The organism is Streptomyces sp. LaBMicrA B280, from assembly GCF_049222185.1.
Classification (GTDB): Bacteria; Actinomycetota; Actinomycetes; order Streptomycetales; family Streptomycetaceae; genus Streptomyces; species Streptomyces murinus.
In genome coordinates, this window is sequence record NZ_JBMJCT010000044.1 from 356,540 (window position 1) to 370,146 (window position 13,607).

Consider the following 13,607-nt stretch of genomic DNA (forward strand, 5'->3'; position numbering starts at 1 on the left):
CGTACCCGCGACATGCCGCGAGCAGGGGGTTACCCGATGTACTCGCATCCTACGGCCGCGAGCGGAGTGCGCCGCTGTGGGAGGATCGATCCACCCAGCGGTACAACGTCGCACCTACGAGGAGCGTGCCCATGTCGTCGAATCCGGTCGCCGAGACCGTCGCCTCTCTGATGCCCCGGGCCAAGGCGGAGCTGGCCGAGCTCGTCGCCTTCCGGTCCGTGGCGGACTTCGAGCAGTTTCCGAAGAGCGAGAGCGAGGCCGCCGCGAACTGGATCGCCGACGCGCTGCGCGCCGAGGGATTCGTCGACATCGCCCTGCTCGACACCCCCGACGGCACCCAGTCGGTGTACGGCTACCTGCCGGGCCCGGAAGGTGCCAAAACGGTTCTGCTGTACGCCCACTACGACGTGCAGCCCCCGCTGGACGAGGCCGGCTGGACCACTCCGCCGTTCGAGCTGACCGAGCGCGACGGGCGCTGGTACGGCCGGGGCAGCGCCGACTGCAAGGGCGGTGTGATCATGCACCTGCTCGCCCTGCGCGCGCTGAAGGCGAACGGCGGCGTCCCGGTGCACGTCAAGATCATCGTAGAGGGCTCCGAGGAGCAGGGCACGGGCGGCCTGGAGCGGTACGCCGAGCAGCACCCGGAGGTGCTGAGCGCCGACACCATCGTCATCGGTGACGCGGGCAACTTCCGGGTGGGCCTGCCGACGGTGACCACGATCCTGCGCGGCATGACGCTGGTCCGGGTGGGTGTCGAGACCCTCGCGAGCAATCTGCACTCCGGCCAGTTCGGCGGCGCGGCGCCGGACGCGCTGGCCGCGCTGATCCGGGTGCTGGACTCGCTGCGCGCGGCGGACGGCTCCACCACGGTGGACGGCCTGGACGCGTCGGCCGCGTGGGACGGTCTGGAGTACACGGAGGAGCAGTTCCGCTCGGACGCCAAGGTGCTGGACGGCGTGGGTCTGACCGGCTCCGGCTCGGTCGCCGACCGGCTGTGGGCCCGCCCTGCGGTCACCGTGCTCGGCATCGACTGCCCGCCGGTCGTCGGCGCCACCCCCTCGGTGCACGCCGGTGCCCGCGCCCTGGTCAGCCTGCGGGTGCCGCCGGGCGTGGACGCGACGGAGGCGAGCAAGCTGCTCCAGGCCCACCTGGAGACGCACACCCCGTGGGGCGCCCGGGTCACCGTGGAACAGGTCGGCCAGGGCCAGCCGTTCCGCGCCGATGTCTCCAGCCCCGCCTACCAGGCGATGGCCGACGCGATGGCGGTCGCCTACCCGGGCGAGACCATGCAGTACGCCGGGCAGGGCGGCTCCATCCCGCTGTGCAACACCCTCGCCGGTCTCTACCCGGACGCCGAGATCCTGCTGATCGGCCTCAGCGAGCCGGAGGCCCAGATCCACGCCCTCAACGAGAGCGTCTCGCCCCAGGAACTGGAGCGCCTGTCGGTGGCGGAGGCGCTGTTCCTGCGGAACTACGCGGGCTAGGACGCGACAGGCCCGGGGCCGCGCCCTTTCGGGGCGGCCCCCGGCCGCGCGGTTCCGCCTTGGGCGGACACCCGTCCGCCCAAGGCGTAGAGACCTCCTCGCCGCTCCCGCCCCGGCCTACGGTCGGGGCATGGACGTGATCGAGCTTCTCCCCCGGTTGCATCTGCTGCGCTTCCCGGTCGGCCAGGCGTATCTCTGGCGGGACGGCGAGGAGTTGACGCTGATCGACGCGGGGACGATCGGGGCGGGGCCGTTGATCGCCGAGGCGATCAGGACCCTGGGCCGCGCACCCGAGGACGTACGGCGCATCGTGCTGACCCACTTCCACGAGGACCATGCGGGCGGGGCGGGCGAGTTCGCCGTACTGAGCGGCGCCGAGGTGCTGGCCCATCACCTGGACGCGCCGTTCGTACGAGGTGAGGCGCCGGGCCCCGCGCCGCGGCTCGCGGAGTGGGAGCTGCCGATCCGGGCGGAGGTCGCCCGGCATCTGCCCGCGGGCACCCCGCTGCCGCCGCCGTGCCTCACGGAGGTGACGGACGGCGAGGTGCTCGGCTTCGGCGGTGGGGCCCAGGTGGTGCACATCCCCGGGCACACGGACGGCAGCATCGCGCTCCATCTGCCCGCCGAGGGCGTGCTGTTCACCGGGGACACCGTGGCGTCGCTGCCCGCCGAGGGGGTGCTGTCCCCCGGGGAGCCGGTGCCGACGGGCCCGGTGGAACACACGGTGATCCCGGGCGTGTTCAACCTCGACCGGCCCCGACTCCTCGATTCCGTACGGCGGTTGGCCGGTCTCGGCGCCGAGGTGGCGTGCTTCGGCCACGGGGACCCGGTGCTGCGGGGCGCCACCGCCGAACTGCGCAGGGCCGCCGCGATGTGAGGTCAGCCGAGCGGCACCCCGGCCTCCAGATACAGGGCCTTCCCGCGCTCGCGGGCACGCAGGGCCCAGCGCAGCCGCTCGTAGCGGACCGGGGGCAGCATCCCGGCGGCCTCCTGCTCAGTGGCGAACCGCCAGCCGCGCAACTCCGGCCCCGGAAGCACCACTTGGGCCGCCTCACCGGAGGGCAGCCGACCGCCGTCGAAGAGCAGCCGTAGCCCGCCGTAACCGGGTGGCACGGGCCGTTCCCAGTCCACCACCAGCAGCCGGGGCACCTCCCGCAGCCGTATCCCGGTCTCCTCGGCGACCTCGCGCATCCCCGCGCGGGCCGGGGCCTCGCCGCGCTCCACCACACCGCCGGGGAACTCCCAGCCGGGCTTGTAGGTGGGGTCCACGAGCAGCACCCGGTCCCGCTCGTCGAAGAGGAGCACCCCGGCGGCGAGGGTCTCGGCGGTGGGCTCGGGCGTCTGCACGATGTCGCAGGGGGCGAAGTCACCCCTGCCGACCGACTCCGCGATCCGCACGGCGGTCTCGTACGGGGTCAGCGCGCTGGTGTCGACCAGATGGGCGTCGGCGGCGAGCCAGGAGGCGAGGGCCGCGTGGTACGTCTCGATGTGGTCGTACGACCACTGGCGTACCCGTATCTCCCCGTCGGGCAGGTCGGGCGGCACCTCGCGCCCGGCTATGCGCGCACGCAGGATCGTTTCGGCCGGGGCGAGGACCAGATGCTGGACGGGAATCCTGCGGGCGGCGAGGCCGCCGAAGATCTCGTCGCGGTGCTCCTGGCGCAGCAGGGTCATCGGCACGACGAGGGTGCCGCCGAGTTCGGCGAGCATCGCGGCGGCCGTATCGACCACGAGCCGGCGCCAGATCGGCAGATCCTGGAAGTCGCCGACCTCGGCGAGGCGCTTGGGCGGCAGCAGGTGCGCGAGCGACCCGCCGATGACCTCGGGGTCGAAGAGCGTGCTGTGCGGGATCAGTTCGATCAGCTCCCGTGCGGTCGTGGTCTTTCCCGCACCGAACGCGCCGTTGATCCAGACGACGGTCACGGACTTCCCCCTCTTCTGTTGGCCCCCTGAGGCTTGCCCGCTCCACCCTGCCACGGAAACCCCGCCGCGGTGAGGGTGCGGTAAAGCGCGCTGCCGGTGCCCTCGCGGCGGGGCACCGGCGCGCATACGCCGGTGGCCTAGTCCTGTCCGGCGACCAGCCCGGGGGCGTGTCCGGTGGTGTGCCCGGTGGCCGGGGAGTCGGCGGGGGCCAGGCTGTCGTGGCTGACCAGATCACCGGCCGAGTGCAGGGTGTCGGAGACGTTGAGACCGTCCAGCGGCCCCTTGTCCGCGGCGTGCGACGGGGTGACGGCGGCCACGACGAAACCGGTGGCCAGGGAGGCGAGGGCGAGCATGCTGCGCTTCTTCATGCGCGGATCAACTCCCCGAGGGGGCCCGGGGTCACGCGGATACCGCCGGAACGCCGAAATCCCCTGGCCGGGGCGCCGCCGGGGCCGATAGCGTCCGGGGCGACGACACCGGAGGACCGACAGCATGTCCCGCACCCGCCCCACCACCGCGACCACCACGCTCTGGCGCCCCACCGGCCCCGCGGAGCTGGATCTGGTGCGCGCCTCGCACTGGCGGGCCTGGCCGCCCCGGCTCCCGGAGCAGCCGATCTTCTACCCGGTGCTCGACGAGGACTACGCGATCCGGATCGCCCGGGACTGGAACGTACGGCATGACGGCGCCGGGTTCGTGACCCGCTTCGAGGTCGACACCGCCTTCCTCTCCCGCTGTCCGGTGCGCCGGGCCGGCGGCCGGACCATCCTGGAACTGTGGGTGCCCGCCGAGGAGTTGGACGAGTTCAACGCGCATATCGTCGGACCGATCGAGGTCGTGCACACCTTTCGGTGAGCCCCGGCACCCGCACGGCGAGGAGTACGCGTGTCCCCTGCCTTCCCGTCCCACACGGTCGGCGCCGAACCCGGCGATGTGATCGAGGACGTCGCCGGGTCGGCCGACCGGCTCGCCCGTGCCGCGGCCGGGCTGTCCGAGGCCGCGGTGCGGGCGCCCTCGGGGCTGCCGGACTGGACGCGGGGGCAGGTGCTCGCCCATGTCGCCTACAGCGCCGACGCGTACACCTGGATGCTCGACCTCGCGCGCACCGGCCGGGAACCCGGTCCGCGCCCGGATCCGGCGCGGGTGGCGCGGGACGCCGTACTGCCCGCCGGGCCGCTGGCCGAGCGGCTGCGGGCGAGCCTCGAACGGTTCGCGGACGGGGCACGCGCGTTGCCCGCGCCCGCCTGGGAGCGGCTGGTCCCGGCGCTGGCCGGCTGGCGCCATCCCGCCTGGTACCTGCTACTGCGCTGCCTGCGGGAGCTGGAGACCCACCACTTCGACCTCCGCGTCGGGTACGGCACCGAGCGCTGGCCGGACCGGTATGTGCGCTGGGCCCTGGACGACACCCTCACCACCCTCGGCGCCCTGCGCTTCCCGCTCGCCGCCGTGACGGCCGTCGATCTGGGGCGGCGCTGGACGGTCTCGGCCGAGGGGCCGCGGGTGAGCGGGGAGGGGCATCGCCTGCTCGGCCGGCTCGCCGGACGGCTCCCGGCCGACGGGCTCCGCGCCTCTTCTGCCCTCCCCGCCCCGCTCCCCTGGCCCCGGCCCCCGCTGCCCGGCTGGGGCCGCGTCGGCGACGACGGGTAGGCCGCCGAAGCGCACACGTCCGCACGGCGACGGGCGCACCGGCCGTACCCCTTCCAACACACTCGGACACGTTCTACCGTGAACGCCCGCCGATCCCGAGCGAGTTGGAGGAACGTCGACCATGCGCACATCCTCGACCCGCACAACCCCCCGCAGAGCGGCCGGAGTTCTGCTCGCCGGACTGCTCTGCGCCGCGGGCCTCGTCATGGCCCCGACCGCCGCCGCCGCGCCCGGCCTCGACAACGGCCTCGCCCGCACCCCGCCGATGGGCTTCAACAACTGGAACTCCACCCAGTGCGGGCCCGGCTTCGACGAGGCCATGGTCGAAGACATCGCGGACCTCATCGTCGCGAAGGGCCTGAAGGACGCGGGCTACCGGTACGTCAACCTGGACGACTGCTGGGCCTTCCCGCTCCGGAGCCTGACCGGCAAGCTCGTCCCGGACCCGGTCCGCTTCCCGCACGGGATCAAGGCGGTCGCCGACTATGTGCACGCCAAGGGGCTCAAGCTCGGCATCTACACCAGCGCGGGACTGCGTACCTGTGACTTCATCGGCATGCCGGGCGCCCTGGGCCACGAGTACGGCGACGCACGGCAGTTCGCCGACTGGGGCGTCGACTACGTGAAGTACGACAACTGCGACAACCTCGGCGTCGACGCCGTATCGCGCTACACCACCATGCGGGACGCGCTGAGGGCGACCGGGCGGCCGATCGTCTACAGCATCTGCGAATGGGGCGAGAACAAGCCCTGGGAGTGGGCCCCGGACGTGGGCAACCTGTGGCGCACCACCGGTGACATCAGCGACAGCTGGTCCTCCATGCTGTCGATCGTCAAGCAGAACCTCCCGCTCGCCCCGTACGCCGGTCCGGGCCACTGGAACGACCCCGACATGCTGGAGGTGGGCAACGGCGGGATGACGGACACCGAGTACCGCTCCCACTTCTCCCTCTGGTCGGTGATGGCCGCCCCGCTGCTCATCGGCACCGACCTGCGCAAGGCGTCGCCCGCGACCTTCGACATCCTGGGCGACACGGAGGTCATCGCCGTCGACCAGGACCCGCTCGGCAAGCAGGGCACGGTCGTCGCCGACACGGACGGGCGCTGGGTCATCGCCAAGGAGATGGCCGACGGCAGCCGCGCGGTCGCCCTGTTCAACGAGTCCGGCGCCGCCCAGCGGATCACCACCACCGCGAGCGCCGTGGGCCTGCCCGACGCCGGGTCCTACACCCTGCGGGACCTGTGGCGGCACACCGACGAGCACTCCGACGGGACCATCACGGCGACCGTCCCGGCGCACGGCACGGTCCTGCTGCGCGTCCGGGCCGACACGGACTGACCGGTACCCGTCTAGAGCCGCACCAGCCCCGGCCCCCTGATCAGCGCCGCCGCCGCGGCCCCCACCAGCCCCGCGTCCGTGCCCATCTGCGCGGGCACCACCGTCAGCCGCCGTACGAACGACAGCGTGGCGTAGTCCGCGAGCGCCTCGCGCAGCGGGGTGAAGAGGACGTCGCCCGCGTTGCCGACCCCGCCGCCGATCACCGCGATGTCGATCTCGACCAGTGTCGCGGTGGCCGCGATCCCGGCGGCGAGGGCCCGCGCGGCCCGCCGGAAGGAGGCCACGGCGACCGGGTCGCCCGCCCGTGCCGCCGCCGCCACCCCGTGCCGCCGCCGCCACCGCGGCGGCCGAGGCATCGCCGTCCGGGCCCGGCCGCCAGCCCCCTTCCAGGGCGCGGCCGGCGATGTTCGGGCCGCTGGCGATCCGCTCCACACAGCCGCGCGAGCCGCACGGGCAGGGGTCGCCGTCGAGGTCGACGCTGATGTGCCCGATGTGCCCGGCGTTGCCGGTCGGGCCGGGGTGCAGCCGTCCGCCCAGGACCAGGCCGCCGCCGACGCCCGTCGAGACCACCATGCACAGCGCGTTGTCGTGGCCCCGGGCGGCGCCCTGCCAGTGCTCGGCGGCGGTGATCGCGACGCCGTCGCCGATCAGCTCGACGGGCAGTCCCCCGGTCGCCGCCCGGACCCGCTCGACCAGCGGGAAGTCCCGCCAGCCCGGCACGTTCACGGGACTGACGGTGCCCGCGGAGGCGTCCACCGGGCCCGCGCTGCCGATGCCGACGGAGCGGACGTCCACCCACCGGGACGAGGCGGCGAGTTCGCCGAGCACCTCCTCGACGGCCCGCATGACCGTCTCGCCGTCCTGCCGGGCGGGCGTGGCGCGCTGGGCCCGCTCCAGGATCAGTCCGCGGCCGTCCACCAGACCGCCGGCGATCTTGGTGCCGCCGATGTCCAGCGCTGCCACGAGGTCGGTGCGCATCAGTGTGTGATCTCCCCGTCGAACGATCGAAAACCATGGGCCAGGGCGGGTCGGCCGGGTGGTGGGGGCACGGTCCCGCGCAGAGCGGTCGACAGTCTCTCGCGCACCTGACAACGTTGTCCAGGCTCTATGCTCGACGCCACATCCTCATACAAGCCCATGGGCGGCCCGCATCACACCCCATGGGCCGCGAACAACAGGACAGGACAGCGCATCGTGCCCAAAACCTCCCGCCTCGCGGATCGCCACCCCGGAAGCCGCTACGGCAACCGGCCGACGATGAAGGACGTGGCGGCGCGGGCCGGGGTCGGGCTGAAGACGGTGTCCCGGGTGGTCAACGGAGAGCCGGGAGTCACCCCGGACACCGAGCGCCGGGTGCAGGAGGCGATCGACGCGCTGGGCTTCCGCCGCAACGACAGCGCACGGGTGCTGCGCAAGGGCCGCACCGCGAGCATCGGCCTGGTCCTGGAGGACCTCGCGGACCCCTTCTACGGCCCGCTGAGCCGCGCGGTGGAGGAGGTCGCCCGCTCGCACGGCGCCCTGCTGATCAACGGCTCCAGCGCCGAGGACCCGGAGCGGGAGCGGGAGTTGGCGCTCGCGCTGTGCGCGCGCCGGGTGGACGGCCTGGTGGTGATCCCGGCCGGGGACGACCACCGCTATCTGGAGCCGGAGATCCGGGCGGGCGTGGCGACCGTGTTCGTGGACCGCCCGGCCGGGCGGATCGACGCCGATGTGGTGCTGTCCGACAACTTCGGCGGGGCCCGCGACGGCGTGGCCCATCTGATCGCGCACGGCCACCGCAGGATCGGGTTCATCGGGGACATGCCCCGCATCCACACGGCGGCCGAGCGGCTGCGCGGCTACCGGGCGGCGATGGAGGACGCGGGGATACCGGTCGAGGACCGCTGGATGTCGCTCGGGGTGACGAGCCCGGAGCGGGTGCGCCGGGCCGCGCGGGAGATGCTGTCCGAACCCGAGCCCGTCACCGCGGTGTTCGCGGGCAACAACCGGGTGACGGTCACCGTGGTCCGGGTCCTCGCCGAGCAGTCCCGGCAGGTGGCGCTCGTCGGGTTCGACGACTTCGAGCTGGCCGATCTGCTGCGGCCGGGCGTCACGGTGGTCGCCCAGGACTCGGCCGCCCTCGGCCGTACGGCGGCGGAACGGCTCTTCCGCCAACTGGACGGCGGCCTCGTCGCACCGGAGCGGATCGAGCTGCCGACCCGGCTGATCACCCGCGGCTCGGGCGAGCTGCCCCCGGCGGGCTGAGACGCCGATGGCCACGCCGGAGGGGCCGGGGCCGGGCGCCCGCGGGTGAGGGGCCCGGGGCCCGGACCGTACGTCGTCCCGTCACCCGCGACGCCCCGTGACCCGCAATCCCCCACGAGCCCGGCGTAGTTCGCGAGTTCCGGCTACTGCGCGGAGGCCGTGAGATCGCCGCGCCTCGGCCCGGCGAAGCCCTCCAGGCCCGCGCGGGTCAGCCCGGTGCGCTCGGTGACCTCCGCGAGGTCGAGGGCGCCGCAGTCCAGGCCGCGCAGCAGATAGCCGCTGAGGGCCTTGGCGGTGGCGGGCTCGTCCATGACGTCGCCCGCGGTGCGGCCGGCGTAGCGGGCGAGGCGGGCCGCGGCCTGCTCGAAGCCCTCGCGGTAGAAGGCGAAGACGGCCGCGTAGCGGGTCGGGATGTGGCCCGGGTGCATGTCCCAGCCCTGGTAGTAGGCGCGGGCGAGGGCGCGCCGGGTGAGGCCGTAGTGCAGCCGCCAGGCGGCGTGCACCTGCTCGGTGGGGCCGACCGGGAGGACGTTGGTGGAGCCGTCCGACACGCGTACGCCGGTGCCCGCGGCGGCGACCTGCATGACCGCCTTGGCGTGGTCGGCGGCCGGGTGGTCACTCGCCTGGTAGGCCGCGGAGACGCCCAGGCAGGCGCTGTAGTCGAAGGTGCCGTAGTGCAGCCCGGTGGCGCGGCCCTCGGCGGCCTGGATCATACGGGCGACGGTCGCGGTGCCGTCGCTCGCCAGGACGGCCTGGCTGGTCTCGATCTGTATCTCGAAGCCGAGCCGCCCCGCGTCCAGGCCGTGCGCCTTCTCGAAGGCGTCCAGGAGCCGTGCGAAGGCGGTCACCTGCTCGGGGTAGGTCACCTTCGGCAGGGTGAGCACCAGCCCCTCGGGCAGTCCGCCCGCCGCCATCAGGCCGGTGAGGAAGACGTCGAGGGTGCGGATGCCCCGCGCCCGCACCGGGGCCTCCATGCACTTCATGCGGATGCCCATGTACGGCGCCGCGGTCCCCTTCTCGTACGCCTCGGCGATCAGCCGGGCCGCGCGGGCCGCGGTCGCGTCCTCCTCGGCGTCGGGGCGGGGGCCGTAGCCGTCCTCGAAGTCGACCCGCAGATCTTCTATCGGCTCGCGCTCCAGCTTGGCGCGGACGCGGGAGTGCACGGGCTCGGCGAGTTCGTCGGCGAGGCCGAGGACGGCGGCGAAGGAGGCGGCGTCCGGGGCGTGTTCGTCCAGCGCCGCGAGGGCCTGGTCGCCCCAGGAGCGGACGGTGTCGGCGGTGAAGGCGTCCCCGGGGACGTAGACGGTGTGGACGGGCTGCCGGGTGCCGGGGTCCCCGGGGTAGCGGCGGGCCAGTTCCGCGTCGACCGGGGCGAGCGAGGCGCTGATCTCCTCGCCGACGGCGCCGGCGAGGCTGGTCGCCACCTTCTCCTGCTGACCCATCCCACACCCTCCAATATCCACCGCAATTCCGCTGTGCGGAATCAACAATCCGTAGAATGAAGTTATCCGGCGGGGTTCCGGCTGGTCAACACCCCGGTCCACACCTCGGCCGAGGGCCCACGCCGCCTTCAGGATGCACCGAGGCCCCCATGACCGCGCGGGTCACGGGGGCCTCGGACAGCCGGTCGGCGATCAGCCCTTGCGGGTCTTGATCTCCTCGGTCAGCTGCGGCACCACGTCGAACAGGTCGCCGACGACGCCGTAGTCGACCAGCTCGAAGATCGGGGCCTCGGCGTCCTTGTTGACGGCCACGATGGTCTTCGAGGTCTGCATGCCGGCGCGGTGCTGGATGGCGCCGGAGATGCCGTTGGCGATGTACAGCTGCGGCGAGACCGACTTGCCGGTCTGGCCGACCTGGTTGGTGTGCGGGTACCAGCCGGCGTCCACGGCGGCACGCGAGGCGCCGACGGCCGCGCCGAGCTGGTCGGCGAGGGCCTCGATGATCGCGAAGTTCTCGGAGCCGTTGACACCGCGGCCGCCGGAGACCACGATCGCGGCCTCGGTCAGCTCCGGGCGGCCCGTGGACTCGCGCGGGGTGCGGGCGGTGACCTTGGTGCCGGTGGCCTGGTCGGAGAAGATCACGGCGAGGGCCTCGACCGCGCCCGCGGCCGGGGCGGCCTCCACGGCGGCCGAGTTCGGCTTGACCGTGATGACCGGGGTGCCCTTGATGACACGCGACTTGGTGGTGAAGGACGCGGCGAACACCGACTGGGTGGCGACCGGGCCCTCGTCGCCGGCCTCCAGGTCGACGGCGTCGGTGATGATGCCGGCGCCGATGCGCAGCGCCAGGCGGGCGGCGATCTCCTTGCCCTCGGCGGAGGACGGGACCAGCACGGCGGCCGGGGAGACGGCCTCGTGGGCGGCCTGGAGGGCGTCCACCTTCGGTACGACCAGGTAGTCGGCGTACTCGGACGCGTCGTGGGTGAGGACCTTCACCGCGCCGTGCTCGGCGAGGGTGGCGGCGGTGTCGGCGGCACCGTTGCCCAGCGCGACGGCGACGGGCTCACCGAGGCGGCGGGCCAGGGTCAGCAGTTCAAGGGTGGGCTTGCGGACGGCACCGTCGACGTGGTCGACGTAGACGAGGACTTCAGCCATGGGAATGCTCTCCTGCGTAACGAGAATGAGGGGCGGTCGGCGGGCGCGAACCCTTAGATGAACTTCTGGCCCGCGAGGAACTCAGCGAGCTGCTTGCCGCCCTCGCCCTCGTCCTTGACGATGGTGCCGGCCGTGCGGGCCGGACGCGCGTCAGCGGTCTCGACCTTGGTGAACGCGCCCTCCAGGCCGACCTCTTCCGCCTCGATGTCGAGGTCCGACAGGTCCCAGGACTCCACCGGCTTCTTCTTGGCCGCCATGATGCCCTTGAAGGACGGGTAGCGGGCCTCGCCGGACTGGTCGGTCACGGAGACCAGGGCCGGCAGCTGCGCCTCCAGCTGCTCGGAGGCGGCGTCGCCGTCACGGCGGCCCTTGACGGTGCCGTCCTCGACCGAGACCTCGGACAGCAGGGTGACCTGCGGGACACCGAGGCGCTCGGCGACCAGCGCCGGGACGACGCCCATGGTGCCGTCGGTGGAGGCCATGCCGGAGACGACCAGGTCGAAGCCGGCCTTCTCGATGGCCTTGGCCAGCACCAGGGAGGTGCCGATGGCGTCGGTGCCGTGCAGGTCCTCGTCCTCGACGTGGATGGCCTTGTCGGCGCCCATGGACAGGGCCTTGCGGAGCGCGTCCTTGGCGTCCTCGGGGCCCACCGTCAGCACGGTGACCTCGGCGTCGTCCGCCTCGTCCGCGATCTGGAGCGCCTGCTCGACCGCGTACTCGTCCAGCTCGGAGAGCAGACCGTCCACGTCGTCGCGGTCGACGGTCAGGTCATCGGCGAAGTGCCGGTCGCCAGTGGCGTCGGGCACGTACTTCACAGTGACAACGATCCTCAAGCTCACGCCGGCTCTCCTACTGCATCGTGATTTCCTGGCTGCCTCTTGCAGGCAGCATAGGCGCCTGAAGCGGCCGATCCCGGTCGGGGCGTCAGCGCGCTCCGACCGGAATATTACTCGTCAGTACACCCAGTTCGTTCCCGCTAAGCAAGCGCTTTGAACTGTGACCTTCGCAACGCAGCGTAACCGGAACTCGACGGCCGTGCAGGGGAACGGAACGTGATCCACACCGCAATCAGTCGCGCAGCGCGGTGAAGCGGCCCTGGTGGTAGAGGAGGGGGCGGCCGCCGCCGGTGGGATCGCCGAGGACGACCTCGGCGAGCACGATCCGGTGGTCCCCGGCGGGGACCCGGGCGACGATCCGGCAGACCAGCCAGGCGAGCACGTCGTCGAGCACGGGCACCCCCTCGGGGCCGTCGCGCCAGACGGTGGGCGCGCCGAAGCGGTCGGCGCCGCTGCGGGCGAAGGTGGCGGCCAGCTCGCCCTGGTGCTCGCCGAGTATGTGCACGCCGATGTGGTCGGCCTCGGCTATCGCGGGCCAGCTGGAGGCGCCGGTGCCGACCCCGAAGGAGATCATCGGGGGCTCGGCGGAGACCGAGGTGAGGGAGGTGGCGGTGAAGCCGACCGGTCCGGCGGCGCCGCGCGCGGTGATCACCGCGACACCGGCGGCATGCCGGCGGAAGGTGGAGCGCAGCAGATCGGGAGAGGCGAGCTGGGGAGTGCCGAGTCCGGGCAGGGCCGTCATGGAGTTGTCCTTCTGTTCGGGAGGGCGAGCGGGTCCGTGGCTGCTCAGCGATCCGGACAGCAGGCGCTCGCGGTGCGCGCGAGGTCGACGTGGGCCCGCCCGTGGAGAAGGAGTTCGGTCGGCATACGGTCAGGCTGACGATAGGTGGCGCGCGCAGTCAAGTGCGGTCCGGGAACTGGGATCTCTCTCACCTGGTGCTGAGGCCCCCTCACACCGCCGCCCCCAGCGCCGCGATGACATCGGCTCTGCGGGGCTGCCCGGCGGCGCGGCGCACTTCCCTGCCGTGCGCGTCCAGGACGAGGACGGTGGGGGTCTTGAGGATCCCGAGGGCGCGTACGAGGTCGAGGCGGGCCTCGGCGTCGATCTCGATGTGGGCGACGCCCGGCACCATCGCGGCGACCTCGTCGAGGACCCGCCGGGTGGCGCGGCAGGGCGCGCAGAAGGCGCTGGAGAACTGCACCAGGGTGGCCCGTTCGCCGAGGGCGCCGCCGAGTTCGGCCGCGCCCGGTCCGGTTCCGCTCCCGCCCGCTTCGGCGTCGTCGCGCCCGCTCACCCTCGCCCTCCCGTTCCGCCGCCGGTGCGGCACTTCAGGGGCGCCCGCTTCTGCGGGCGTCGGGGGGCAAACAATCGGGGCGCCGTAAAGATTCCCGGCGCCTGGGTGAATCCTGTGCGGACGTGACGAGGATCTCGCCCCGGCCGGGCACCAGAGCTGGCTCCCCGCACGTTCTTGGGGCACGATCTGCGAGACGCCGTAAACCTACGGCTGCGTAACTTGTCCGCCGGGAGCCCCTTTCC

General features: G+C 73.1%; 12 protein-coding genes and 2 pseudogenes. 6 read left to right on the top strand and 8 right to left on the bottom strand.

Features of this window, described 5'->3' with window-relative positions; genetic code table 11:
• Nucleotides 1-131 precede the first annotated feature (131 nt).
• Together ACLF5H_RS29980 and ACLF5H_RS29985 are read left to right on the top strand one after the other, a co-directional pair.
• On the top strand, nt 132-1,484 hold the full coding sequence (locus tag ACLF5H_RS29980) for a dipeptidase (RefSeq protein ID WP_421679116.1): 1,353 nt from the start codon (nt 132-134) through the stop codon (nt 1,482-1,484).
• A 130-nt stretch (nt 1,485-1,614) separates the two neighbouring features.
• Nucleotides 1,615-2,361, top strand: coding sequence for an MBL fold metallo-hydrolase (locus ACLF5H_RS29985; protein WP_421679117.1), 747 nt, complete (start codon nt 1,615-1,617; stop codon nt 2,359-2,361).
• Nucleotides 2,362-2,363: 2 nt separating this feature from the next.
• On the opposite strand, the gene ACLF5H_RS29990 is transcribed toward ACLF5H_RS29985, so the two are convergent.
• Together ACLF5H_RS29990 and ACLF5H_RS29995 are read right to left on the bottom strand one after the other, a co-directional pair.
• Nucleotides 2,364-3,407 carry an NUDIX hydrolase gene (locus tag ACLF5H_RS29990; protein WP_421679118.1) on the bottom strand — a complete coding sequence of 348 codons (1,044 nt, stop codon included), beginning with the start codon at nt 3,405-3,407 and terminating at the stop codon, nt 2,364-2,366.
• 137 nt (nt 3,408-3,544) lie between these two features.
• Complete coding sequence (locus ACLF5H_RS29995) at nt 3,545-3,775, bottom strand: hypothetical protein (protein WP_421679119.1); 231 nt, start codon at nt 3,773-3,775, stop codon at nt 3,545-3,547.
• Nucleotides 3,776-3,899: 124 nt separating this feature from the next.
• On the opposite strand from ACLF5H_RS29995, the gene ACLF5H_RS30000 reads away from it, so the two are divergent.
• The 3 genes and pseudogenes from ACLF5H_RS30000 to ACLF5H_RS30010 form a co-directional block, all read left to right on the top strand.
• A complete protein-coding gene (locus tag ACLF5H_RS30000) occupies nt 3,900-4,262 on the top strand; it encodes a hypothetical protein (RefSeq protein WP_421679120.1) in 363 nt (120 codons plus the stop codon).
• A gap of 30 nt (nt 4,263-4,292) precedes the next feature.
• Nucleotides 4,293-5,054 (top strand): maleylpyruvate isomerase family mycothiol-dependent enzyme, encoded by a 762-nt coding sequence (locus tag ACLF5H_RS30005; RefSeq protein ID WP_421679121.1) that lies wholly within the window; start codon nt 4,293-4,295, stop codon nt 5,052-5,054.
• Between the two features lie 121 nt (nt 5,055-5,175).
• Nucleotides 5,176-6,384, top strand: a pseudogene (locus ACLF5H_RS30010) (glycoside hydrolase family 27 protein); the annotation flags it as partial.
• Between the two features lie 20 nt (nt 6,385-6,404).
• Here ACLF5H_RS30010 and ACLF5H_RS30015 read toward each other — a convergent pair.
• Nucleotides 6,405-7,371, bottom strand: a pseudogene (locus ACLF5H_RS30015) (ROK family protein).
• Between the two features lie 216 nt (nt 7,372-7,587).
• On the opposite strand from ACLF5H_RS30015, the gene ACLF5H_RS30020 reads away from it, so the two are divergent.
• On the top strand, nt 7,588-8,637 hold the full coding sequence (locus ACLF5H_RS30020) for a LacI family DNA-binding transcriptional regulator (protein WP_421679122.1): 1,050 nt from the start codon (nt 7,588-7,590) through the stop codon (nt 8,635-8,637).
• Between the two features lie 143 nt (nt 8,638-8,780).
• On the opposite strand, the gene ACLF5H_RS30025 is transcribed toward ACLF5H_RS30020, so the two are convergent.
• From ACLF5H_RS30025 to ACLF5H_RS30045, 5 genes are all read right to left on the bottom strand, one after another.
• Nucleotides 8,781-10,079 (bottom strand): DUF6986 family protein, encoded by a 1,299-nt coding sequence (locus ACLF5H_RS30025; protein WP_421679123.1) that lies wholly within the window; start codon nt 10,077-10,079, stop codon nt 8,781-8,783.
• Nucleotides 10,080-10,271: 192 nt separating this feature from the next.
• Nucleotides 10,272-11,234, bottom strand: a complete 963-nt coding sequence (locus tag ACLF5H_RS30030; protein WP_421679124.1) for an electron transfer flavoprotein subunit alpha/FixB family protein — start codon at nt 11,232-11,234, stop codon at nt 10,272-10,274.
• 53 nt (nt 11,235-11,287) lie between these two features.
• A complete protein-coding gene (locus tag ACLF5H_RS30035; RefSeq protein ID WP_421679125.1) occupies nt 11,288-12,073 on the bottom strand; it encodes an electron transfer flavoprotein subunit beta/FixA family protein in 786 nt (261 codons plus the stop codon).
• A 229-nt stretch (nt 12,074-12,302) separates the two neighbouring features.
• The gene (locus tag ACLF5H_RS30040) at nt 12,303-12,812 is read right to left on the bottom strand and encodes a flavin reductase family protein (protein WP_421679126.1); all 510 of its coding nucleotides are present in this window, start codon (nt 12,810-12,812) and stop codon (nt 12,303-12,305) included.
• A 208-nt stretch (nt 12,813-13,020) separates the two neighbouring features.
• Nucleotides 13,021-13,440: a TlpA family protein disulfide reductase gene (locus tag ACLF5H_RS30045; RefSeq protein WP_421679162.1), complete on the bottom strand. Its 420-nt coding sequence runs from the start codon at nt 13,438-13,440 to the stop codon at nt 13,021-13,023.
• Nucleotides 13,441-13,607: the final 167 nt, after the last annotated feature.

Bases quoted from the DNA above. Each gene is read 5' to 3' on its own strand.
- ACLF5H_RS30030 (WP_421679124.1), bottom strand. From the start codon at position 11,234: ATGGCTGAAGTCCTCGTCTACGTCGACCACGTCGACGGTGCCGTCCGC.
- ACLF5H_RS29985 (WP_421679117.1), top strand. From the start codon at position 1,615: ATGGACGTGATCGAGCTTCTCCCCCGGTTGCATCTGCTGCGCTTCCCG.
- ACLF5H_RS29980 (WP_421679116.1), top strand. From the start codon at position 132: ATGTCGTCGAATCCGGTCGCCGAGACCGTCGCCTCTCTGATGCCCCGG.
- ACLF5H_RS30025 (WP_421679123.1), bottom strand. From the start codon at position 10,079: ATGGGTCAGCAGGAGAAGGTGGCGACCAGCCTCGCCGGCGCCGTCGGC.
- ACLF5H_RS30000 (WP_421679120.1), top strand. From the start codon at position 3,900: ATGTCCCGCACCCGCCCCACCACCGCGACCACCACGCTCTGGCGCCCC.
- ACLF5H_RS29995 (WP_421679119.1), bottom strand. From the start codon at position 3,775: ATGAAGAAGCGCAGCATGCTCGCCCTCGCCTCCCTGGCCACCGGTTTC.
- ACLF5H_RS30040 (WP_421679126.1), bottom strand. From the start codon at position 12,812: ATGACGGCCCTGCCCGGACTCGGCACTCCCCAGCTCGCCTCTCCCGAT.